General features: G+C 72.9%; 20 protein-coding genes and 7 tRNA genes. 16 read left to right on the top strand and 11 right to left on the bottom strand.

Translation table 11 applies throughout. The features are described 5' to 3' along the window. Positions 1-35: 35 nt before the first annotated feature. On the top strand, positions 36-854 hold the full coding sequence (locus tag ACFYR0_RS12855; protein ID WP_386377179.1) for a TrmH family RNA methyltransferase: 819 nt from the start codon (positions 36-38) through the stop codon (positions 852-854). Positions 855-1,147: 293 nt separating this feature from the next. Here the strand turns inward: ACFYR0_RS12855 and ACFYR0_RS12850 are convergent, their stop codons facing one another. Next, positions 1,148-2,596 (bottom strand): protein kinase, encoded by a 1,449-nt coding sequence (locus ACFYR0_RS12850; RefSeq protein WP_389326263.1) that lies wholly within the window; start codon positions 2,594-2,596, stop codon positions 1,148-1,150. Positions 2,597-2,792: 196 nt separating this feature from the next. On the opposite strand from ACFYR0_RS12850, the gene ACFYR0_RS12845 reads away from it, so the two are divergent. The 4 genes from ACFYR0_RS12845 (at position 2,793) to ACFYR0_RS12830 (ending at position 4,949) form a co-directional block, all read left to right on the top strand. Continuing rightward, the gene (locus ACFYR0_RS12845) at positions 2,793-3,068 is read left to right on the top strand and encodes a hypothetical protein (protein WP_386377181.1); all 276 of its coding nucleotides are present in this window, start codon (positions 2,793-2,795) and stop codon (positions 3,066-3,068) included. Positions 3,069-3,265: 197 nt separating this feature from the next. Next, positions 3,266-3,472, top strand: a complete 207-nt coding sequence (locus tag ACFYR0_RS12840) for a hypothetical protein (RefSeq protein WP_389325677.1) — start codon at positions 3,266-3,268, stop codon at positions 3,470-3,472. A gap of 185 nt (positions 3,473-3,657) precedes the next feature. Next, the gene (locus ACFYR0_RS12835; protein ID WP_389325674.1) at positions 3,658-4,593 is read left to right on the top strand and encodes a phosphotransferase family protein; all 936 of its coding nucleotides are present in this window, start codon (positions 3,658-3,660) and stop codon (positions 4,591-4,593) included. A gap of 80 nt (positions 4,594-4,673) precedes the next feature. Beyond that, positions 4,674-4,949, top strand: a complete 276-nt coding sequence (locus ACFYR0_RS12830) for a zf-TFIIB domain-containing protein (protein WP_386377184.1) — start codon at positions 4,674-4,676, stop codon at positions 4,947-4,949. Positions 4,950-5,008: 59 nt separating this feature from the next. Here ACFYR0_RS12830 and ACFYR0_RS12825 read toward each other — a convergent pair. The 5 genes from ACFYR0_RS12825 to ACFYR0_RS12805 form a co-directional block, all read right to left on the bottom strand. Next, a tRNA-Val gene (locus ACFYR0_RS12825) sits at positions 5,009-5,080 on the bottom strand. Between the two features lie 35 nt (positions 5,081-5,115). Further along, positions 5,116-5,187, bottom strand: a tRNA-Val gene (locus ACFYR0_RS12820). Positions 5,188-5,221: 34 nt separating this feature from the next. Then, positions 5,222-5,293: transfer RNA gene (locus ACFYR0_RS12815), tRNA-Val, on the bottom strand. A 1-nt stretch (position 5,294) separates the two neighbouring features. Further along, positions 5,295-5,368: transfer RNA gene (locus tag ACFYR0_RS12810), tRNA-Cys, on the bottom strand. Positions 5,369-5,405: 37 nt separating this feature from the next. Further along, positions 5,406-5,478: transfer RNA gene (locus ACFYR0_RS12805), tRNA-Gly, on the bottom strand. Between the two features lie 178 nt (positions 5,479-5,656). Here ACFYR0_RS12805 and ACFYR0_RS12800 point away from each other — a divergent pair. Genes ACFYR0_RS12800 through ACFYR0_RS12790 form a run of 3 tightly spaced genes read left to right on the top strand, consistent with a single transcriptional unit; the run spans position 5,657 to position 8,397 of the window. Next, positions 5,657-6,697 carry a chorismate-binding protein gene (locus ACFYR0_RS12800; protein WP_389325671.1) on the top strand — a complete coding sequence of 347 codons (1,041 nt, stop codon included), beginning with the start codon at positions 5,657-5,659 and terminating at the stop codon, positions 6,695-6,697. A 3-nt stretch (positions 6,698-6,700) separates the two neighbouring features. Continuing rightward, entirely contained in the window at positions 6,701-7,522 is an 822-nt protein-coding gene (locus tag ACFYR0_RS12795; RefSeq protein ID WP_389325668.1) for an aminotransferase class IV, read from the top strand. A gap of 50 nt (positions 7,523-7,572) precedes the next feature. Beyond that, complete coding sequence (locus ACFYR0_RS12790) at positions 7,573-8,397, top strand: GNAT family N-acetyltransferase (RefSeq protein WP_389325665.1); 825 nt, start codon at positions 7,573-7,575, stop codon at positions 8,395-8,397. A gap of 60 nt (positions 8,398-8,457) precedes the next feature. Here the strand turns inward: ACFYR0_RS12790 and ACFYR0_RS12785 are convergent, their stop codons facing one another. Further along, positions 8,458-8,985 (bottom strand): DsbA family protein, encoded by a 528-nt coding sequence (locus ACFYR0_RS12785; protein WP_389325662.1) that lies wholly within the window; start codon positions 8,983-8,985, stop codon positions 8,458-8,460. A gap of 253 nt (positions 8,986-9,238) precedes the next feature. Between ACFYR0_RS12785 and ACFYR0_RS12780 the strand changes: the two genes are divergently transcribed. After that, positions 9,239-9,676 carry a hypothetical protein gene (locus tag ACFYR0_RS12780; protein ID WP_389326260.1) on the top strand — a complete coding sequence of 146 codons (438 nt, stop codon included), beginning with the start codon at positions 9,239-9,241 and terminating at the stop codon, positions 9,674-9,676. Between the two features lie 174 nt (positions 9,677-9,850). Next, on the top strand, positions 9,851-10,003 hold the full coding sequence (locus ACFYR0_RS12775) for a hypothetical protein (RefSeq protein ID WP_356689695.1): 153 nt from the start codon (positions 9,851-9,853) through the stop codon (positions 10,001-10,003). A 138-nt stretch (positions 10,004-10,141) separates the two neighbouring features. On the opposite strand, the gene ACFYR0_RS12770 is transcribed toward ACFYR0_RS12775, so the two are convergent. Both ACFYR0_RS12770 and ACFYR0_RS12765 read right to left on the bottom strand, forming a co-directional pair. Further along, positions 10,142-10,702: a CGNR zinc finger domain-containing protein gene (locus tag ACFYR0_RS12770; RefSeq protein ID WP_389325658.1), complete on the bottom strand. Its 561-nt coding sequence runs from the start codon at positions 10,700-10,702 to the stop codon at positions 10,142-10,144. A gap of 299 nt (positions 10,703-11,001) precedes the next feature. After that, on the bottom strand, positions 11,002-11,415 hold the full coding sequence (locus tag ACFYR0_RS12765; RefSeq protein WP_004002642.1) for an SsgA family sporulation/cell division regulator: 414 nt from the start codon (positions 11,413-11,415) through the stop codon (positions 11,002-11,004). Positions 11,416-11,606: 191 nt separating this feature from the next. Here ACFYR0_RS12765 and ACFYR0_RS12760 point away from each other — a divergent pair, with 191 nt between their 5' ends. Continuing rightward, entirely contained in the window at positions 11,607-12,062 is a 456-nt protein-coding gene (locus ACFYR0_RS12760) for a TIGR02611 family protein (RefSeq protein WP_389325655.1), read from the top strand. A gap of 75 nt (positions 12,063-12,137) precedes the next feature. Then, positions 12,138-12,209, top strand: a tRNA-Val gene (locus ACFYR0_RS12755). 1,027 nt (positions 12,210-13,236) lie between these two features. Here the strand turns inward: ACFYR0_RS12755 and ACFYR0_RS12750 are convergent. After that, positions 13,237-15,567, bottom strand: coding sequence for an SCO7613 C-terminal domain-containing membrane protein (locus tag ACFYR0_RS12750; protein WP_389325652.1), 2,331 nt, complete (start codon positions 15,565-15,567; stop codon positions 13,237-13,239). Positions 15,568-15,663: 96 nt separating this feature from the next. Here ACFYR0_RS12750 and ACFYR0_RS12745 point away from each other — a divergent pair, with 96 nt between their 5' ends. Both ACFYR0_RS12745 and ACFYR0_RS12740 read left to right on the top strand, forming a co-directional pair. After that, positions 15,664-16,110 carry an SRPBCC family protein gene (locus ACFYR0_RS12745; protein WP_389325649.1) on the top strand — a complete coding sequence of 149 codons (447 nt, stop codon included), beginning with the start codon at positions 15,664-15,666 and terminating at the stop codon, positions 16,108-16,110. Between the two features lie 39 nt (positions 16,111-16,149). Next, positions 16,150-16,221, top strand: a tRNA-Val gene (locus tag ACFYR0_RS12740). 118 nt (positions 16,222-16,339) lie between these two features. On the opposite strand, the gene ACFYR0_RS12735 is transcribed toward ACFYR0_RS12740, so the two are convergent. Next, positions 16,340-17,065, bottom strand: coding sequence for a 3'-5' exonuclease (locus ACFYR0_RS12735; protein WP_389325646.1), 726 nt, complete (start codon positions 17,063-17,065; stop codon positions 16,340-16,342). A 168-nt stretch (positions 17,066-17,233) separates the two neighbouring features. Between ACFYR0_RS12735 and ACFYR0_RS12730 the strand changes: the two genes are divergently transcribed. Further along, positions 17,234-17,800, top strand: a complete 567-nt coding sequence (locus tag ACFYR0_RS12730; RefSeq protein WP_389325643.1) for a DUF4365 domain-containing protein — start codon at positions 17,234-17,236, stop codon at positions 17,798-17,800. Beyond that, positions 17,797-19,008, top strand: coding sequence for a hypothetical protein (locus ACFYR0_RS12725; protein ID WP_389325640.1), 1,212 nt, complete (start codon positions 17,797-17,799; stop codon positions 19,006-19,008). The genes ACFYR0_RS12730 and ACFYR0_RS12725 overlap by 4 nt, the downstream gene beginning before the upstream one ends. Positions 19,009-19,070 lie beyond the last annotated feature (62 nt).

Here is a 19,070-nt window from a genome sequence, read left to right as displayed (position 1 = left end):
TTGGCACCGCACGCACGACAAGGCAGTATCACCCTGTGGCCGATCTCATCACCGTTGACGACCCCGCCGACCCGCGCCTGAGCGACTACACGGGCCTGACCGACGTGGAGCTGCGCCGCAGGCGCGAACCCGCCGAGGGCCTGTTCATCGCCGAGGGCGAGAAGGTCATCCGCCGGGCCAAGGACGCCGGGTACGAGATGCGCTCGATGCTGCTGTCCGCGAAGTGGGTCGACGTCATGCGCGACGTCATCGACGAGCTCCCGGCACCCGTGTACGCGGTCAGCCCGGAGCTCGCCGAGCGCGTCACCGGCTACCACGTGCACCGCGGCGCGCTCGCCTCCATGCAGCGCAAGCCGCTGCCCGAGGCGACCGAACTCCTGCGCTCCGCGCGGCGCGTGGTCGTCATGGAGTCGGTCAACGACCACACCAACATCGGGGCGATCTTCCGCTCGGCGGCCGCCCTGGGCATGGACGCCGTACTGCTCTCCCCGGACTGCGCCGACCCGCTGTACCGCCGCAGCGTCAAGGTCTCCATGGGCGCGGTGTTCTCCGTGCCGTACGCCCGGCTCGACAGCTGGCCCAAGGACCTGGACTCGGTCCGCGAGGCGGGCTTCACACTGCTCGCGCTCACCCCGGACGAGAAGGCGAGGAGCCTCGACGAGGCGGCCCCGCACCGGATGGACCGGGTGGCCCTGATGCTCGGCGCGGAGGGCGACGGCCTCTCCACCCAGGCCCTGGTCGCGGCGGACGAATGGGTGCGCATCCCGATGTCCCACGGCGTCGACTCGCTCAACGTCGGCGCGGCCGCGGCCGTCGCCTTCTACGCGGTCGCCACGGGCCGCCCGGAGGCCTAGGGCCCTTCTGACGGATCTCCGCGGCGTCGCGACGCCCGGCACGCACCCTCGCCGCACGGTGCGGAGGGACAGGTGGCTCCGCCACACGACCCTCCGCACCGCACACCGATCGCACGCACCGAACGCCGCTCCTTCTCCCACGGAGACCCCTCAGAAGGGCCCTGGGGCCCTGTCCGGTCAGATCCCCGCCCGCCGGACGCACGACGGGTATCTGCCGGACGGGACCCGGCCCCACGCCTCACCGCGCGGGGGCCTCGGCCCCACGCCTCACCGAACCGGTCCGGCCCCACGCCTCACCGAGCGGTCGACAGCTCCATCGTCGACCGGTACTGCAGTTTCATCGTGGCGCCCCGGTCCAGGGGCGTGTACGACGGCACGGCCTTCTCCTGCCGCTCGCGGCCGCCGGTGCCGCCGAGCCCGCTCGCCGAGCTCTGGCAGCCCTGCACCAGCGCGATGCCGACCGCCACGAGCAGGGTGACCACGACGAACACGAACAGCCGCTGCCGCAGCAGCCTCGGGTTGGCCGGACGCAGCTTGGTCCCGGTGCCGCGGGGCGCCGGACGGCCGCCGCGCGGCACGGGCCGGCTGCCGCTGCCGCCACGCGTCGAGCTGCGGCCGGCGGGAGTGTTCCGGGGTGCCGGTGTGGGCCGGGCCTGCCCGGAGCGCGAGGCCGTACCACCCCGGGAGGCGCTGCCGCCCCGCGACGGGGTCGCCCCGCGCTGTGCGGCCGGACCCCGCGAGGGCGTCGCGCCCCGGGGCGGGGGAGTGCCCTGCGGCCGGGGCCTGCGCTGCTGCTGGAGCCGCTGCTGTTCGGGATGGACGCGCTGCTGCTCGGGGTAGGTGTCCGTGAGCCGCCCGGCGGGCCGGTCGGACTCCGCGGCGCGGGGCGCGGGCGGACGGCCCTCCAGCAGGATCTGGGCCTCGCGGGCCGCGATCTCCTTCAGCCGCAGGGACAGTTCGAGCGTGCTGGGCCGCTCCTCCGGGTCCTTCGCGAGACAGGCCCGCACCAGCGGGGCGAGCGCGTCGGGGACGCCGTGCAGCTGGGGCTCCTCGTGCACCACGCGGTACAGCATCACCTCCGAACTGCCGTGTCCGAAGGGGGAGTCGCCGGTGCAGGCGTAGGCGAGCGTGGCGCCCAGCGAGAAGACGTCGGTGGCGGGTGTGACGGCCGCGCCGCGCACCTGCTCGGGGGCGAGGAAGCCGGGGGAGCCGACGGCGGTGCCGACGTGCGTGAGGGTGGAGGCGCCCGTCGCCCAGGCGATGCCGAAGTCGATGATCCTGGGGCCCTTGGGCGACAGCAGGATGTTCGACGGCTTCAGGTCCCGGTGCACCACCCCGGCCTCGTGGACCGCGACGAGCCCCTCCGACAGAGCGGCCCCGACCGCGGCGACGTCCGCCGCGACCAGCGAGCCCTCCTCGGCGACCTTGTCGTGCAGCGAGGGGCCGGGCACGTACTGCGTGGCGAACCAGGGCCGGTCGGCCTCCAGGTCCGCGGCGACCAGCCGGGCCGTGCACCCGCCCCGGATGCGCCGGGCGGCGGACACCTCGCGCGCGAACCGGGAGCGGAACTCCTGGTCCTCCGCCAGATCGGGCCGGATCACCTTCAGCGCGACCCGCTGCCCCTTCTTGTCGGAGCCCAGATAGACCACACCCATGCCGCCGGCGCCGAGACGCCGGTGCAGTTTGAACGAGCCGACGACGCGCGGGTCCTCGCGCCTCAGGCGCATCATCGCCATGTTCATCCCCGCTGCCCGGTCCGTGTGACGTGCCACAGCTTACGTTTCCGCGGCCGTGTGCGCGCAGAGGCCGCGCCCTCTCGGTCCGATCGATTGTCAGTGCCCGGTGGGAGACTTGAAAGACGGTCAGGCAAGGCGCGAACGGGGCGGCTCCAGGCTGCCCAAGATCCCAACGGCCAGACTCAGAAGGGGGATTGAACCCGTGAAGGGTGATCGCGTGGAGATAGTCGTGGACGCCGGCGACACGACCCGTACGTACGAGGTGGTGGCGAGCAGAGCGGGCCGCAGGGTGGAGACGGCGGTGCGCCGGGGGGTGGTGGAAGTGAGCGAAGTCACCCGGACCGGGACGGTGGTGCGGACCGCCCGTTTCATGGCGACCCGGGTCCTCGCCCTCGTGGAGCAGCCCGTGCCCCGCGAGGACAGCTCGGAAATGACCGGACAGACCGGGCGCCCCCTCCGGGAAGACCCCGAGACCTAGGACCATGTCTCCACCCAGGGGAGTACGCGAGGGCGAAGGGCTCATCCTCCGGGAGGCCCGGCATTCGGTACGAGGGCATGACGTCCCAGGCCCGCAGCGAGCCTAGATTTGAAGTCAAGCGGCGGGTGCAGCACTCGTCCCCCGAGGTCAGACGCCCGCCGCTGCCAACGACAACTGAAGCGGTCAGGAGAGGGACCATGGCCCACGCGGCACCGCGGACAGCGCTCCGCACGCGCCGGGACAAGGCGCACACAGCCTTCCGCGCACGCCGTACGGGGCGTCGCCACCCACTGGTGGCGACCGCCATGGCCCTGCCCCTGGCGGTCCTGCTCCTCGTCGTCTTCGACGGCTGGGAGACAGTGGCCACACAGGCGTCGTCCGTGGGCGTGATGCTGGGGCGCTGAGCGGCGACCCCAGGCCCGGAAGAGCGGTCCGGGCGGGGACATCCACCCATAACCCCGTGGGGACGGGGGTGCGGCGGACGGCAAAAAAATGCCGGCGCAGCTGGGGAGCTGCGCCGGCATTGCTTTTCCCTCTCCGGGCGACCCGGTTCCCGTACCCTCACGGCCAGAGCGACCTGGGGGGATGAGTGACCGCAGACCTGTTGTCCGAGCTCACCGTGCGGGCCCGGCGCGCGGCACACCCGCGCACCGACGACTGCGCCTGCGCGGCCGCCCCTCTCGCCCAGCGCCCGGACGCCACCGTCGTACGGCACGGCCCGACGGTCGCGAAGGCGCACGCTCCCGGCAGCACCGCCGGTGATCTCGCGCCCCGTCTCGCCCTGGCGGCCGCGCTGCCCGCAGTCCTGCTGCCGCCCCTGTCGTCCACGCCCGTCGCCCTGCACGGCCGCCCGGTGACGTTCTGGCCGTACGGCACCCCCGTGGACCCCGAGGACCCCGACGCGGCCCCCTGGGAGGCCGCGGGCGCCCTCCTCGCGGCCCTGCACCGCACGCCCGCGCCCGACGGCCTGCCCCCGATGCGGGGCCCGGCCAAGGCGGCCCGCGCAATCGCGAGGCTGCGCGAGGGGGCCCCGGGCCACCCGGCCGCCGGACCCGTCCTGCGCGCATGGGAGACGCTCCCGCCCTGGGCCCGCGACGAGCGGCCGATGCCGGACACCACGACCGTGTGCCACGGCGACCTGCACCTCGGACAACTGGTCCGGCACCCCGCGCCCGGCGGGTCCTGGCGGCTGATCGACGTCGACGACCTCGGCACCGGCGTCCCCGCCTGGGACCTGGCCCGCCCGGCGGCCTGGTACGCCTGCGGCCTCCTCCCGCCCGAGGAGTGGACCCGCTTCCTGGACGCCTACCACGGCGCCGACGGCCCGGCCGTGCCCCCGGACGGCGACCCCTGGTCCGCCCTGGACGTCCCCGCCCGCGCCCTGACGGCCCAGACGGCGGCCCTGGCGATCACCAAGGCCGTCGCCGCGGACCGCGCGCTCGACGAGGTGGAACAGGCGCTGATCGACGCCTGTGCGCGCATGTGTCCCGTATCACCGCAGTTGACGACGAGTTTCGCGAAGTAGCGTGCAACCGGGCGCGAGGCGACGGAGTCTGTCCTGGAGACACCCGAAGCAGGACCGAACGGCGAGGAGTTGAGCCGATCATGCAGTGTCCGAAGTGCCACGGCGCGATGCACACGTACAACCGCAACGGCGTCCAGATCGAGCAGTGCTCCAACTGCCGGGGCATCTTCCTCGACTACGGCGAGCTGGAGGCGCTGACCCGTCTGGAGTCCCAGTGGTCGCAGCCCGCCCCGCCCGTGCCCCCGGCCCCGGCCGCCTACCCGGCCGCGCCCGTCCCGCCCGCCCCCGCCTGGGGAGCCCCGCACGGCGGTCACCACCGGCACAAGAGCTTCGGCCGCATGCTCTTCTCCAGCTGATCCGCCGAGCCGCACCGCACACGAAGAAGCCCCCGGTCGCGGACCGGGGGCTTTCGGTGTGGACGATACTGGGATTGAACCAGTGACCTCTTCCGTGTCAGGGAAGCGCTCTCCCGCTGAGCTAATCGTCCTCGGGACCCTGAACCCGCAGGTCAGGGGCATTGCGTGCGCGATACTGGGATTGAACCAGTGACCTCTTCCGTGTCAGGGAAGCGCTCTCCCGCTGAGCTAATCGCGCGGGGATCCTCGCGGATCAGGTCCTTGCGGACCAGTGGACGATACTGGGATTGAACCAGTGACCTCTTCCGTGTCAGGGAAGCGCTCTCCCGCTGAGCTAATCGTCCTTGGAGGTGGAGACGGGATTTGAACCCGTGTAGACGGCTTTGCAGGCCGTTGCCTCGCCTCTCGGCCACTCCACCAGGAGTGTAGGGGATCGGGAAACCCCCTCTTCCTTCGAGCGGACGACGAGGCTCGAACTCGCGACCTCAACCTTGGCAAGGTTGCGCTCTACCAACTGAGCTACGTCCGCCTGTCGTTTCGGTCGGCTTGCGCGTCCCGGCGACGTGTTGAACTCTAGCGGATTCCTGGGCCAGCACAAAAACGCGTTTGTGCAGCGTGCTGCGCCCCACCTGGTCGGCGACCCGGCCGGAGCTCCCACGACGACATGCCCAGGTCACCCGCAGGACACCCGCCATAGACTCGACAACGTGCTCGACCTAGCTCCTCTGGCCCGCTTCGGCGACCGCGTCGCCACCGGCCTTCTCGACGTCACCGACGACCCCGCGGCCCTCGACTCCACCGGCTTCTGGGCCGTCTGCGCCGACTTCGAGGGCCGTCTGACCTGTGCCCGCTTCGCGGACGTCCGCGAGCAGCCGGTGCCCGCGCCCGTGCCGGACGCCTGGCACGGCCCGTCGCCCGACGGGTGGACCTCGTCGCTCGACCGCGCCGCCTACACCGCGGGCGTACGCCGCATTCGCGAGCACATCGCGGCCGGCGAGGTCTACCAGGCCAACCTCTGCCGCGTGCTGTCCGCGCCCGTCGCCCCCGACGCCGACGTGGACGCGCTCACCGCACTGCTGGCCCGCGGCAACCCCGCGCCCTACGCCGGGACGATCCGGCTGCCGGAGCACGGCGTGGAGATCGCCACGGCGTCCCCCGAACTGTTCCTGCGGCGCGCCGGACGGGTCGTCGAGTCGGGCCCCATCAAGGGCACCGGCCGCACCGAGGCGGACCTCCTGGACAAGGACTACGCCGAGAACGTGATGATCGTGGACTTGGTCCGCAACGACATCGGCCGGGTCTGCGCCACCGGCACCGTGACCGTCCCCGACCTGTGCGCCGTCGAGAAGCACCCGGGCCTGGTCCACCTCGTCTCGACCGTCCGCGGCGCCCTGCGCGACGACGCCGGCTGGGCCGAACTGCTCGACGCCGCCTTCCCGCCCGGCTCGGTCACCGGCGCCCCCAAGTCGAGCGCCCTGCGGATCATCGAGGCGCTGGAGACCGCGCCGCGCGGACCGTACTGCGGAGCCGTGGGCTGGGTCGACGCCGACCGCGGCACCGCCGAGCTGGCCGTCGGCATACGCACCTTCTGGATCGACCGCGCCGAGGGCGTGCTGCGCTTCGGCACCGGCGCCGGCATCACCTGGGGCTCGGACCCCGAGGGGGAGTGGCGCGAGACCGAACTGAAGGCGTCCCGCCTGCTCGCGGTAGCGTCGGGAGCGTACGAGGTGAGTGGAGAGGGGCTCTAGAAAGTGAAGATCTGGCTCGACGGCGGGCTCCAGGACACCGAGTCCGCTCGCGTCTCCGTCTTCGACCACGGCCTGACCGTGGGCGACGGCGTCTTCGAGACCCTGAAAGCGGTGGACGGCAGGCTCTTCGCCCTCACCCGGCACCTGGACCGGCTGACCCGCTCCGCCCGCGGCCTCGGCCTGCCCGACCCCGACCTCGACGAGGTCCGCCGCGCCTGCGCCGCCGTCATCGAGGCCAACCCGATGCCGCTCGGCCGGCTGCGCATCACCTACACCGGCGGCCACGGCCCCCTCGGCTCCGACCGGGGCGAGCACGGCCCGACCCTCGTCGTCGCCCTCGGCGAGACCGGCCGCCGCCCCGACTCCACCGCCGTGATCACCGTCCCCTGGACCCGCAACGAGCGCGGAGCCCTGACCGGCCTGAAGACCACCTCGTACGCCGAGAACGTCGTGGCCCTGGCCCGCGCCCACCAGCACGGCGCCTCCGAGGCGCTGTTCGCCAACACGGTCGGACAGCTCTGCGAGGGCACCGGATCCAACGTCTTCGTCGTCCTGGACGGTGAGATCCACACCCCGCCGGTCGCCTCCGGCTGCCTGGCCGGCATCACCCGGGCCCTCGCCGTGGAGTGGACAGGCGCCAGGGAGACCGACCTCCCGCTGGACGTCCTCGAGCGCGCCGACGAGGTGTTCCTCACCTCCACGCTGCGCGACATCCAGGCCGTCCACCGGATCGACACCCGCCAACTGCCGGGCGCGCCGGGGCCGGTGACGGCGAAGGCGATGCAGGTCTTCGACGAGCGCGCCGGCGACGACCTGGATCCGTAGACGCGTATTCGGGCTGCCGCAAGGCCCCTTCGGCGGGTAGAACTCCGTTGATGACCACGACCCTGCGGCCGACCGAGCCGCTTCAGCGCGCCGCCGACGGGGCGCTGTCGCGCCACTTCTCGGTGTGCGTGAACAGCCGTCCCGTCGGCGTGGTGCACCTGGCCACCCATCCCGTGTTCGGGCCGTCCGTCGCCCAGATCCGCGACCTGCGCGTCGAGGAGCCCGACCGCCGGCGCGGCCGCGGCACGGTCGCGGCGCTCGCCGCCGAGGAGGTGGCCCGGGCCTGGGGCTGCGCCCGCATCGAGATCACCGTGCCCGCCGACGCCGGACCCGCCCTGCGGCTCGTCACCGCCCTCGGCTACGTCCAGCGCAACCGCGGCATGGAGAAACGGCTCGGCACGGTCCCGCCCGCCCTGCCCGAGGGCAGCCGGGCCCGTCCGATGACCCCGGCCGAGTTCGGCCCCTGGAACGACAAGGGCATGGCCGACTACGCCCTCAACTGGATCGACCGCGGCGTCCCCGAGAACGAGGCCCGGGAGAAGGCGCGCAGCGACAACGAGGCCCTGCTCCCGCAGGGGCTGGACACCCCGGACGTGCTGCTGAGCGTCCTGGAGCACGAGAGCGCGCCCGTCGGCACGCTGTGGCTCGCCCTCGCCCCGGGGCGCGCGTACGTCTACGACGTCGAGACCGACGCCCGCTTCCGGGGCCGGGGCCACGGCCGTTCCCTGATGCTGCTCGCCGAGTCCCAGGCCGTCGCCGCGGGCCGGCGGACCATCGGGCTCAACGTCTTCGTGGGCAACACCCCGGCGGAGCGGCTCTACGAGTCGCTGGGATACCGGCCGGTGGGCTACTCGATGTACAAGCAGCTGCTCTGAGCCCGCCGGGGCGGGCGGGGGCGGCTCGTCGTTGTGCTGGGCGAGCGGCCCGCCCTGGGCTCAGCCCTGTCCGGCGAGGAGCCGGTCCGCGATCTCCTCGACGCGCTCGCGCAGACCCTCCTGGCTCCTGCCGCCGTCGAGACGCTCGCCGTCGATGACATAGGTCGGCGTGCCGGTCACGCCGATAGCCTTGCCCTCGGCCTGGTCGGCGTCGACGATCAGGATGTGCCGGCCGTCGATCAGCGCCGTGTCGAACTCCTCGGCGTCCAGACCGAGTTCACGTGCCACGTCGACGAGGAAGGCCTCCCCGCGGCTCGCCAGTTCCTCCACGCGGCCCAGCACCGCCTCGACGTACGCCCAGCCCTGCCCCTGTTCGGCCGCCTCCTCGGCGGCCTGCGCGGCGGCGAAGGCGTGCTTGTTCTTCTCCAGCGGGAAGTGGCGCAGCCGCACCTCCAGCCGGTCGCCGTAGCGGGCCCGCAGGGCGCTGAGGTCGTCCAGGGCGGTACGGCAGTCGGGGCACTGCAGGTCGCACCAGACGTCGAGAACAGGGGCCGTGGGGCGCGCGGGGGCGGGGGAGGTGTCGCTCATGGGCACAGTCTTCCAGCCCAGGTCGGGACGGCCCAATCCGGTGGGCGCGGACCGAGGCGGTCCCGTCGCCCAGGTCATGAACGGTGCGGCCGCCGTCCCCGGTGGGGGTGACCCGGGGGCGACCCGGACTCAGGGAGGAGACGACCCGGAGATGTCCCTGATGTCCCGCTGGACCATGGCCGGGCGGGGTCCGGCAGGTGCACGATGGAGGGGACGAACCACCATGTCCGACCGAGTGTGCCTGGAGGACCGGATGATTGCCGAGACGGTGTGTTCCGCCGTCGCCGTGGCCGGGCTCGGAATCGCCGCGGTCAACGCGTACCGCAGGCGCTTCCTGACGGCGGCCAGGATCGCGGCCTACTCCCTCGTGCCGCTCGGCCTGGTGATGACGGGCGTGATCGACTGGCTCGCCGACACGGCCTTCAGTCCCACGGCGTGGGCCGGCTTCGGTGTGCTCGGCCTGGCCTGGGTGCTCTTCGCGACGACCCGGGCGGTCGAGCGCCGCCGCGGCGGCACCCGCAAGGAGCGCCGGGCGGCCGCCGCCGCACAGCGCGACGCCGTCGCCCCGCAGGCCACCGCCCCCTCCCTGGGCCCGAGCACGCGCGGCGCGTCCAAGCCGCGGAGCGCGCCCCGCGGTGACGGGGAGGACTTCAGCGACATCGAGGCGATCCTGAAGAAGCACGGCATATGACCGCCGGGTGAGCCCGGCACACCATCGGAACGCCACCGCGCCGCAGCCCGCGGAGAGGTGGAGACGCGCCTATCCCAAGCCATCGGCCTTCGTCACAGTTTCCGGCGAACTACCGCCTGATCCGGGCGTGTTGAGCGTGTCAAGGGTGCCGTTTGCGTCATCATCACCCGCGAGATGCTGGACACGACACAGAGCGATGCCGCGCCGCCGAAGGACGAGCCCCGCGGATGCCTCTTCGCCCTTTCCCAGCCACCGCTGATGATCTTCCTTGCGGTGATCGGGAGCCTTCTGCTCATGGCCGCGCTGCACGACCTGCTGCTGCTGTGATCCGTACCCGCGGTCCCCGGCGCCACCCGCTGGGGACCGCGTCACCCTCCGGGGGCCGTGCGGCCGACCCGGAAACCTCCGGGACGAGACCGGCAGCCCTCGGGACGACGTACGGTCCGTGTCCGAAAAGCGACGGGCTCAGCCCGCGGCCTCCTTGCGGCGGGCCCGGTAGGCGGCCACGTGCAGGCGGTTGCCGCAGGTGCGGCTGTCGCAGTAGCGCCGCGAGCGGTTGCGGGAGAGATCCACGAAGGCGCGCCGGCAGTCCGGGGCCTCGCAGCGCCGCAGCCGCTCCTGCTCCCCGGCCACGACGAAGAAGGCCAGCGCCATGCCGCAGTCGGCGGCGAGATGATCGGCGAGGGAGGCACCGGGCGCGAAGTAGTGCACATGCCAGTCATAGCCGTCGTGGTCGGTCAGCCGGGGCGTGGTGCCCGCGGCCGCGACCAGCTCGTTGATCAGTACGGCGGCCGAGCGGGCGTCGGGAGCCGAGAAGATCGACGCGAACCGCCCGCGGATCTTGCGTACGGCGGCGAGGTCGAAGGCGGAGAGCGTCCCGATGTCACTGACCTTGTGGCCGCGCACGAAATCCTCGAGGGCCGCCACGTCGGAGAGCGCCTCGGGGGTCGACTCGTCCTCCGGTGCGGTGTTCACCAGATCCACCACAGTGTCGAGTGCGCACCGGGTGTCGTGGGTGATCAGCACGTTTCGCTCTCCCTGGCCTGGGGTCGGGCGGGCGCCCGCCGATGCTGGCCGATGGTAGTGGCTCCCGGCCGCATCGAAAGGGGCACCGCCCCCGCTCGCGATGTCCTTACAACGCGTGACGCCCCTCGGTCGTTCCCGGAACCCCGGCACGGCTCGGGCGGTCGGCCGTGGGAAAGCAGGACCGGCGTCGTCGCCGCGGTGGTTCCGCGGCGACGACGCCGGTGTGTGCCGTATGCGGTTGTCCTGGCCCGAGCCGTCTCCCCGAGTGGACGGCGCCGGGCGGTCTGTGAGGTGCTCGCTCAGCTCTCCGCCAGGATGTGCGACAGCTCCTGGTCCAGGTCGAAGTGCCGATGTTCCGTGCCGGGCGGCACGGCCGCGTCCGTTCGCTTCAGGAAGGACTCCAGGGCCCGCGCCGGGGCCTCGAGCAACGCCTCGCCTTCCGGAGAGCTCAGGGCGATGCACACGACGCCCTGACCATGACTGCGCGACGGCCAGACTCGGACGTCGCCGGTTCCCGTGGGCCGGTGCAGGCCCTCGGCGAGGAGGTCGCGGGCGAACACCCACTCGACGGTCTCCTCGGCTCCGGTGTGGAAGGTGGCGTGCACGGCGTAGGGGTCGGCCGTGTCGTACCGCAGGCCTGCGGGGACAGGCAGGGAGGACTCGCTCGACACAACGAGGCGCAGGTGCAGCTCGCAGCTGACCGTGGTGTTCATAAGCGCCAGGGCCTTTCGCTCAGTGTGCGCTCGGGGATTCGCACGTCGGCGAAATCGACATGCCACCTACGGTGCCGTTGTAAACCCCTCTGCGTGTTTTGCATGTCTTTACGTAACTCTTCCGGCCGAGGGTGGCATCGGCGGGTACGACCATTACGGTGACCGGATTCGGTCCGGTAGGGTTTGGCTGTATGAATACGGGGAGTGACAAGCCGGGCGAGGCAGTGGCCATGGCGACGGACGGTGCGAAGGCGGACGGGGCGCAGGGCGATCGCGCGCTCGGATCGAGGGCGCCGGCGTTCATCAAGGCGCGCCGTGCGCTGCACGTGAGCTGGCAGGTCGGCGTCTTCATCGTCGGTCTGGCGGTCGTCGGGGCCGGCGTCATCATGCTGCCGCTGCCGGGTCCCGGCTGGGTGGTGATCTTCGGCGGTATGGCGATCTGGGCGACCGAGTTCGTCTGGGCCCAGCTGGTGCTCCGCTGGACCAAGCGCAAGGTGACCGAAGCGGCCCAGCGCGCCCTCGACCCCAAGGTCCGTCGCCGCAACATCGTCATCACGTCCATCGGCCTGGTGATCGTGATCGCCCTCGTCGGCTTCTACCTGTGGAAGTTCGGCATCGTCATGCCCTGGAAGATCAAGGACCAGTGATCCCCGGCGGGCGCGGGACCGCCTCCGGCTGGTCACAGCCACCCCCTGACATGGGGTAATGTTCTTCCTGCGCCCGGGCGATTAGCTCAGTGGGAGAGCGCTTCGTTCACACCGAAGAGGTCACTGGTTCGAACCCAGTATCGCCCACCCGGAACATCGGCCCGTCTGCTTCGGCAGACGGGCCGATGTCGTTCCCGGCGACCCGGAGAGCCTCGCCGGGCCTGGCCCGGTGACCTGCCTCGACAGGACGTGGTGTGCCTGGCGACCACGGGGGTCCCCATCCTCGCCCCGTCACCTCCCGGCGACGCCTCGACGGTCCCGACGCCCCCCATGACCGCCCCGCCCCTCCGGCTTCCCGGTCGCGGCACGGACCGCCCTCGGCCGGCCCAGCCTCGATGGGGCTGCCCCGGATCCTTGCGGTCAGGGTGAGAGCCCCGCCCGGTTCCTCCGCCTGAGACGCATACCGCCTCGAGCTTCCCGAAAGCCCGGGGCCGTCAGCCGCCCTTGAGGGGCGCGAGGAACGGCACGACCAGCCACGCACGACCCGCAGTCAAGCGACACAGCCGACACCCCCGCCCTCAAGGGGCGCGGGGAACCGCGCAAACAACCGCACGAGACCCGCAGGGAACTCGCGGGGAACTGCGCGAACGGCCACACAGCCCGCACCCGAACGACACCCCCACGACCAAGCCCCCGCGGACAGCTCGGTGACGATCCGTTACTCCTGGTGAGGTGCCGAGGAACGGGCCGAGCGGATCAACGAATCCATCAGACTCTCCGAGAAGAAGTACCCGAAGATCAGGGTCGAGGCGGACTTCCGGGACCGCCTCTGTTACTGGGAGAAGTTCCAGACCCGGGCCGCCGACGGAAATCCCCCGGACGTTTTCCAGAACACCGTCGGATTTCTTGGGAAGTACGACAAGCGCGGCATCCTTCTCGGCCTCAAGTCGCAGATAGACGCGGGCAATCTCCGCATCGGCGACTTCCCGGGCCGGCGTCACCTCCGTCGGTGAGGTGGACGGAAAGCAGTTCGGCATTCCGGTCGGCTCCCACACCAGGGCCCTGGTGATCGACAAGAAGGTCCGTCAGAAGGCAAGCGTGGCAAAGGGGTCGGGCCGGCCCGGCGGTCCACGACCCCGAGGTGGGGACGGCCACGGGATACGAGGTGGTGGGGCTACTGCATGCTCTGGAGGCGGTGGCGTAGGGCGTTGAGGTTGCGGAGGCGTTGTTCGTACGTCGCGCCGAGGGTGAGCAGGAGGAGGCCGGCGAGGGCGGGTGGGGCCCAGCGGGGGAGGGTGTCGGCGAGCTGGACGAGATAGGGGGACAGCTCGTGGAGGGCGTCCAGCGCGAGGACCGCGCCGCCGAGTAGCAGCGGGGCCTGGAGGTTGTGGCCGGCCCCCAGCAGGGTCACGGCCAGGGCGCCCAGGCCCAGCAGCAGCGGTCGCTCCCAGTGCGGATCGGCCCACGCGGCCACCAGACTCGGCAGCAGAGTGACGGCGAGGCCCGGGCCGTACGCCGTCCAGGAGGAGACCTCGGGGTCCCGGCGCCGGCGCAGGTGCCCGACCAGCAGGGCGGGAATCGTCACCGGCAGCGTGTACGCCTCCGGGTCGGTGACCTCCCAGGCCGCCAGCCGCACCCAGGAGGCCAGCACGAACAGGGCCATGGCCGCGTAGCCCACCTCGCGCCGCTCAGGACGTACGGCCGTGCCCGCGGTGATCACACCGGCGAGAGCCAGTACCAGCGACAGCATGGCCGGGTCCGGCAGTGCCAGGCCGACGGCGACCAGGCCGGACGCCGCCCCGGTCACCTCCACCGCGACACGGGCCGTGCCCTCGGCGCGGGGCGCGTACAGGGCCGCCGCCGCGGGCACCGTCAGCACCAGCAGGGCCGTGTGCTCCGGCGCCCAGCCCAGCGAGGCACCCACGGCGCAGGCCAGCGCGGTCGCGTACACCGTCGCCGCCACCGCGGGCAGCGCCCGCCTGGCCAGTGCCGCACAGCCCGCGGTGAGCAGGGCCAGCACCGTCAGTGTGGCCGCCTCGGAGGCCAGCGACAGCAGCGCCAGGTCCACCGAGGTGACCAGGGCCAGGATCGCCGGCACCAGGCGGCGCGGGAACATCAGCCCGGCCGTGAGCAGCCCGAGCAGCACCAGGCCCGCGACATAAGGCAGTTCCAGCGTCGCGGGCAGCACCAGCGCCGCCGCCCAGCCCAGACCCAGGGCCGCGTCGAGCGCCCTCGGCCGCCACACACCGTCCCTGACGGCGAGGGCCAGCACCCCGGCGACCACACCCAGTACCACCGGCACCAGGGCGGAGTCCTGCGGCCACGGCACCTCACCCGCCACCGCCGCGCGCACGTCCCCGGGCGCCCCGGACCACACCCGCGTCACCCAGCTCACCGGGCCCAGCGCCGCCGGCACCACGGCGGGCAGCGTCCACACCAGCGCCAGTGCCTGCACGGACCCCGACGCCCAGAGCGCGCCGTCACGCACCGCCAGCGGCGCACGGGGGACCCGCACGACCGCCAACAGGGCCACACCCAGGGCGAGATGGGCCGCCACCGTCCACATGCCCGGCAGCACCGCACGCGGCACTCCGCCCAGCGCGGCCACCGTCAGCAGACCCGCCGCCACGGCCGTACCCAGCGCCACGGCCCGCAGCGGGGCCCGCCAGGCCGCGCCCAGCGCGATCAGGGCGGCAAGAAGGAGAAGCGCCGACGCCCGCGCGGCGGCACCCGGACCGGACGCCGTCAGCGACAGCCAGCCGGCCCCCAGGACACCCCAGGCGCCCATGCCGAACGCACCGGCCGCCGCCACCCGACGCACGGCTCCGGCCCCTGGGCGCAGCGCCAGCAGCGTGTCGCAGGCCGCCGTCACCAGCAGGGCCGCCGATATGCCGTACGGGCCCATGTCCAACGCCATGGCGCCCAGCAGCAGCGGGAGTTGGGCCACCGCCAGCGCGGCCGGGACCGGCAGCCGCAGCGCCGGGCCGGACCGGCGGGCGACCCCCAGGCCGTACCCCGCCCACACCGCCGCCAGGACCGCCGACGCCACCGCCGCGTACCCCGTGCCGTCCTCGTCCGCCAGTGCCACGCGGTGCAGCGCGTACGCGTCCAGCACGGTCAGCGCCAGGCCCAGGCCCGCCACCGACTCCGCCGTGGCGCCCAGAGCACGCCGCAGCAGCGGAAGCGGCGCCGTCAGCGCGGCCGCCGTCAGCACACCCAGCACCAGCGCGCGCCCGCCGATCCCGAGATGCCCCCAGCTCACCACCGTGAACGCGGTCGCGGCGATGGTCAGCAGCACACCGCCCAGCACCAGCAGCACGTTCTGCACCCCCGGCGCGGAGGTCTCCGGGCGCGGCGGCACGACGCCGGGCAGCGGGCGTACGGGCGTCAGCTGGGAGACCAGCCAGGCACGGCGGGCCAGCAACTGGGAGCGGCGGGCGTCCAGCCGGAACAACTCGGCGTCCAGGAGCCGCAACTCCTCGGACGGCGGCGGAAGGTGCGTCATACCAGGCAGTGTGGTCCCCGTCACCGCGCACGGCATGAGCACGCGTACTCAGAGAACGTACTCAGAACCGCGCCCGCCGACCGGCACACTGCTCCCATGGACTGGAACCGGTACCGCTTCCTGAGTCGGTGGTCCCTGCCCGCGCCCCCGGCCGCCGTCTACGCGGCACTCGAACGCGCCGACGACTATCCCCGCTGGTGGCCCCAGGTCCGCGCGGTCGAGCGCCTGGACGAGGTGACCGGCGTGATCCGGGCCCGCTCCCTGCTGCCCTACGACCTGACCTTCACCGCGCGCGAGGTGCGCCGCGACCCTGCCGCCGGGGTGCTGGAGATCGCCATGACCGGCGACCTGGAGGGCTGGGCCCGCTGGACGATCAGCCCCCACGGCACCGGCACCCTCGCCCGCTACGACCAGGAGGTCGAGGTCACCAAGCCGCTGCTGCGCAGACTCGCCGTGCCGGGACGGCCCTTCTTCCGCGTCAACCACGCCCTGATGATGCGCTCCGGCCGACGCGGACTGCGGGCCTACCTCGAAGCGGTTTGAAGGAGACGCGCTGGAACCTGTATTGTTCAGTGCGTTCCCGGGCGATTAGCTCAGTGGGAGAGCGCTTCGTTCACACCGAAGAGGTCACTGGTTCGAACCCAGTATCGCCCACCGGGAAAAGGCCGGTCCGCCAGTGCGGGCCGGCCTTTCGCGTACCTCCGCCCGTCGGGCCGCCGCACGCGTCTCCGGACGCACTTCAGGCCGCCGCACGCATCCCCGGACGCACCCTTCAGGCGGCGGCCCGCATCTCCGGCCGCAGCGGCCACGCCGGGTCCACCTGCTCCTCACTGCCGCTGCGCGCGAACCACGCCTGCAGCCCACGCGCCTGTGCCGCGTGCCACACCGCCTGGAGCGTGTGCAGCTCCGCGGGGGAGAGGCGCTCCAGCCGCGCCGCGAACCTGCGCCCCACCGCACGCACCACCTCCAGCGCGGCCAGCGCGTCCGCGGCCGCGTCGTGCGCCTCGTCCAGCGCCACCTCGTAGTGCGCGCAGAGATCGGTCAGCGTGCGCCGGCCCTTGCGATAGCGGTCCAGATGCTTGTCCAGCACCCTCGGGTCCAGCACCAGCAGGGGCGCCGACTCGAACCAGCGGCCCAGCGACGACGCCCGGTGCCTGCGCAGCTCACGGTCCAGCAGCGTCAGATCGAACGGCGCGTTCATCACCACCAGCGGGCGCCCCACCACCGCCTGATCGTGCAGGCCGGCGGCTATCTCGTGCATCACCGGCGCGGGCCAGCGGCCGTTGCGCACCAGGTGATCCTCCGTCAGTCCGTGCACCGCGGTCGCCGACTCCGGCACCGGCACACCCGGATTCACCAGCCACCGGATCACCCTCGGCCGGCTGCCCGGCGCGTCCTGGACGACGAGGGCGGCCGACACGATCCGGTCGGTCTCGACGTCCACACCCGTAGTCTCCGTGTCGAATGCCGCCAGCGGCCCCTCGTACCAGGTTTTCATGGCCCCACAACTCCTCGTTCACCCAGGGCAGCTGACGTACCGTCTTCTGCCTGTTTGGTGATACCCGGGCTGTTTGCGCACTACGCCGCCAGGAGACAACAGGAGTACGGGTCTTTGCAGTTCAGCGGCCCGGCACCGGGAAAGCACCTGCCTGGAAGGCTGTTGGACATGGTGATAGCGCAGCCCGAGCGGGGCGGGCTGCTGCCCGAGCGCACGGGCGCTCACCGCGGCACACTCGCCACCACCGCCTGCATGGAGACCCTGCAGGTGGGATATCTGCACGCCGTCGCCGCCGCGGCCGGCTGCTCGCTGTCCCAGCCCTTCCCGGACAACGGCATCGACTGGCACGTCAGCCACAGCGCGCCCGGCCACACGGTCGACGACGAGGTCACCATCAAGGTCCAGCTCAAGGCGACCTACCAGATCCCGCCCGGCCCTCCCGGCCGCTCCTTCTCCTTCACCCTCGACAACGAGCACCTCAGGAAGCTCGCCCGCACCCCGGTCTCGGTCCACAAGATCCTCGTCGTGATGCTCGTGCCGCGCTCCCAGGACGACTGGCTGCGCGCCGGCCACGACCGCCTCGACCTGCGGCACTGCTGCTACTGGGTCAACCTCGCCGGCCACGCCGTCACCGGCCGGCACCGCACCACCGTGCGCATCCCGACCGCACGGATCTTCGACGACCGGGCCCTGTGCGAGATCATGACGCGGGTCGGGACGGGAGGCAGACCATGACCCACCGCCCCTACGACGAACCCCTCAGGCCGGTGCGCCCCCACCCCGAGGACACCCCGTGGAACCGTCCCCCCGAGCCCGGCGACGTCGACCCCGCCGTGCTCGGCGCCCTGCTGCACCGGCACGGCTGGCAGCGGCGCGGTGGCGCCCCAGGCCGCTACGGCCGCTGGACCCCGCCCGGACCGGCCGCCGCGGGCACCAGCCTGCTCGTCCCCGAGAGCCGCGCCTTCCCCGACAGCGACGACCTGCTCGGCGAGGCCCTCGACGCCCTCGCCCGCAGCGCCACGCCCTCGGCCCGCGAGGTCCTCGTCGGCCTCAGCGTGCCCAGCGACGAGATCCGCTGGTCGCGCGACATCCCCGCGGGGCCCGCCGGAGCCGCCCCCTGGACCGTCGAGGAACAGCTGCGCGCCGCCGCCCGCCAGACGCTGCTCGCCGGGGCCCTCGCCATCCGGGCCCGCGCCGGGTACCACGGCGCCCGGCACCGCAGACCCGCCGCCGCCCTGCTGGAGACCGTCCTCGTCGGACCCGCCGGCGGCGGCGACAGCCTCACCGCCTTCGTGCCCGTCACCGGCGGCCGCCCCCTCGCCGTACGCCTCCACCAGGCGCTGTACGCCGCCCGCGAGGCCATCGACTACCAGCGCGCCACCGGCGGCATGGACGCCTTCGACGGCGCGATCGAGGCGGGCGTGAGCCGCGAGCTCACCGAGGCACTGATCAACCTGGTCCGCGGCAGCGAGGGCGCCCGGATCGCCGTCGACTGGGCACCCGCCGCCGGAGTGCCCGACGGCTGCGGCGCCGAGCCCGTGGAGTTCTCGCCCGGCGACCTGGCCGTACTGCGCGAGGCGGGCGCCCGCTATCTGCGCGGCGAACCCTCCGTGCCCGTGCGCCTCACCGGCGCCGTCGTACGGATGCGCAGGTCCGGACCGCGCGGCGAGGGCAGCGTCCGGCTGCGTGTCCTCGCGGGCGCCGAGATCCCGCATGTCCGGGTCGTCCTCGACGAGGAGGACTACCGCATCGCCGGCCAGGCCCACCTCGTCGGACTGCCCGTGCGGGTGCAGGGCCGCCTGGAGAGCCGGGGCGGCTTCCGGCGGCTCACCGGCGCCTGCGGCGTGGCACCCGTACAGGTCGACGAGGCGGAGCGGGACCGGCTGATGAAGTCCCTCCAGGAGAACCTCGACTTCTTCGAGGAGGCCTGCGGCGGGGATTGATTTCGCGGAGAGGGGTGCCGGGTCGGTACGATCCGGAGTCAATGCGTGCGCTCCGGTATGGC

Origin of the sequence: Streptomyces sp. NPDC005017 (assembly GCF_042873115.1) — a bacterium.
Classification (GTDB): Bacteria; Actinomycetota; Actinomycetes; order Streptomycetales; family Streptomycetaceae; genus Streptomyces.
This window is presented reverse-complemented; position numbering and strand designations above follow the sequence as displayed.

What these genes read in the sequence shown, in the direction of transcription:
- ACFYR0_RS12850 (WP_389326263.1), bottom strand. Translation starts at nt 2,596, where the DNA reads ATGAACATGGCGATGATGCGCCTGAGGCGCGAGGACCCGCGCGTCGTC.
- ACFYR0_RS12840 (WP_389325677.1), top strand. Translation starts at nt 3,266, where the DNA reads ATGGCCCACGCGGCACCGCGGACAGCGCTCCGCACGCGCCGGGACAAG.
- ACFYR0_RS12830 (WP_386377184.1), top strand. Translation starts at nt 4,674, where the DNA reads ATGCAGTGTCCGAAGTGCCACGGCGCGATGCACACGTACAACCGCAAC.
- ACFYR0_RS12790 (WP_389325665.1), top strand. Translation starts at nt 7,573, where the DNA reads ATGACCACGACCCTGCGGCCGACCGAGCCGCTTCAGCGCGCCGCCGAC.
- ACFYR0_RS12785 (WP_389325662.1), bottom strand. Translation starts at nt 8,985, where the DNA reads ATGAGCGACACCTCCCCCGCCCCCGCGCGCCCCACGGCCCCTGTTCTC.
- ACFYR0_RS12780 (WP_389326260.1), top strand. Translation starts at nt 9,239, where the DNA reads ATGATTGCCGAGACGGTGTGTTCCGCCGTCGCCGTGGCCGGGCTCGGA.
- ACFYR0_RS12775 (WP_356689695.1), top strand. Translation starts at nt 9,851, where the DNA reads ATGCTGGACACGACACAGAGCGATGCCGCGCCGCCGAAGGACGAGCCC.
- ACFYR0_RS12765 (WP_004002642.1), bottom strand. Translation starts at nt 11,415, where the DNA reads ATGAACACCACGGTCAGCTGCGAGCTGCACCTGCGCCTCGTTGTGTCG.
- ACFYR0_RS12760 (WP_389325655.1), top strand. Translation starts at nt 11,607, where the DNA reads ATGAATACGGGGAGTGACAAGCCGGGCGAGGCAGTGGCCATGGCGACG.
- ACFYR0_RS12750 (WP_389325652.1), bottom strand. Translation starts at nt 15,567, where the DNA reads ATGACGCACCTTCCGCCGCCGTCCGAGGAGTTGCGGCTCCTGGACGCC.
- ACFYR0_RS12745 (WP_389325649.1), top strand. Translation starts at nt 15,664, where the DNA reads ATGGACTGGAACCGGTACCGCTTCCTGAGTCGGTGGTCCCTGCCCGCG.
- ACFYR0_RS12735 (WP_389325646.1), bottom strand. Translation starts at nt 17,065, where the DNA reads ATGAAAACCTGGTACGAGGGGCCGCTGGCGGCATTCGACACGGAGACT.
- ACFYR0_RS12730 (WP_389325643.1), top strand. Translation starts at nt 17,234, where the DNA reads ATGGTGATAGCGCAGCCCGAGCGGGGCGGGCTGCTGCCCGAGCGCACG.
- ACFYR0_RS12725 (WP_389325640.1), top strand. Translation starts at nt 17,797, where the DNA reads ATGACCCACCGCCCCTACGACGAACCCCTCAGGCCGGTGCGCCCCCAC.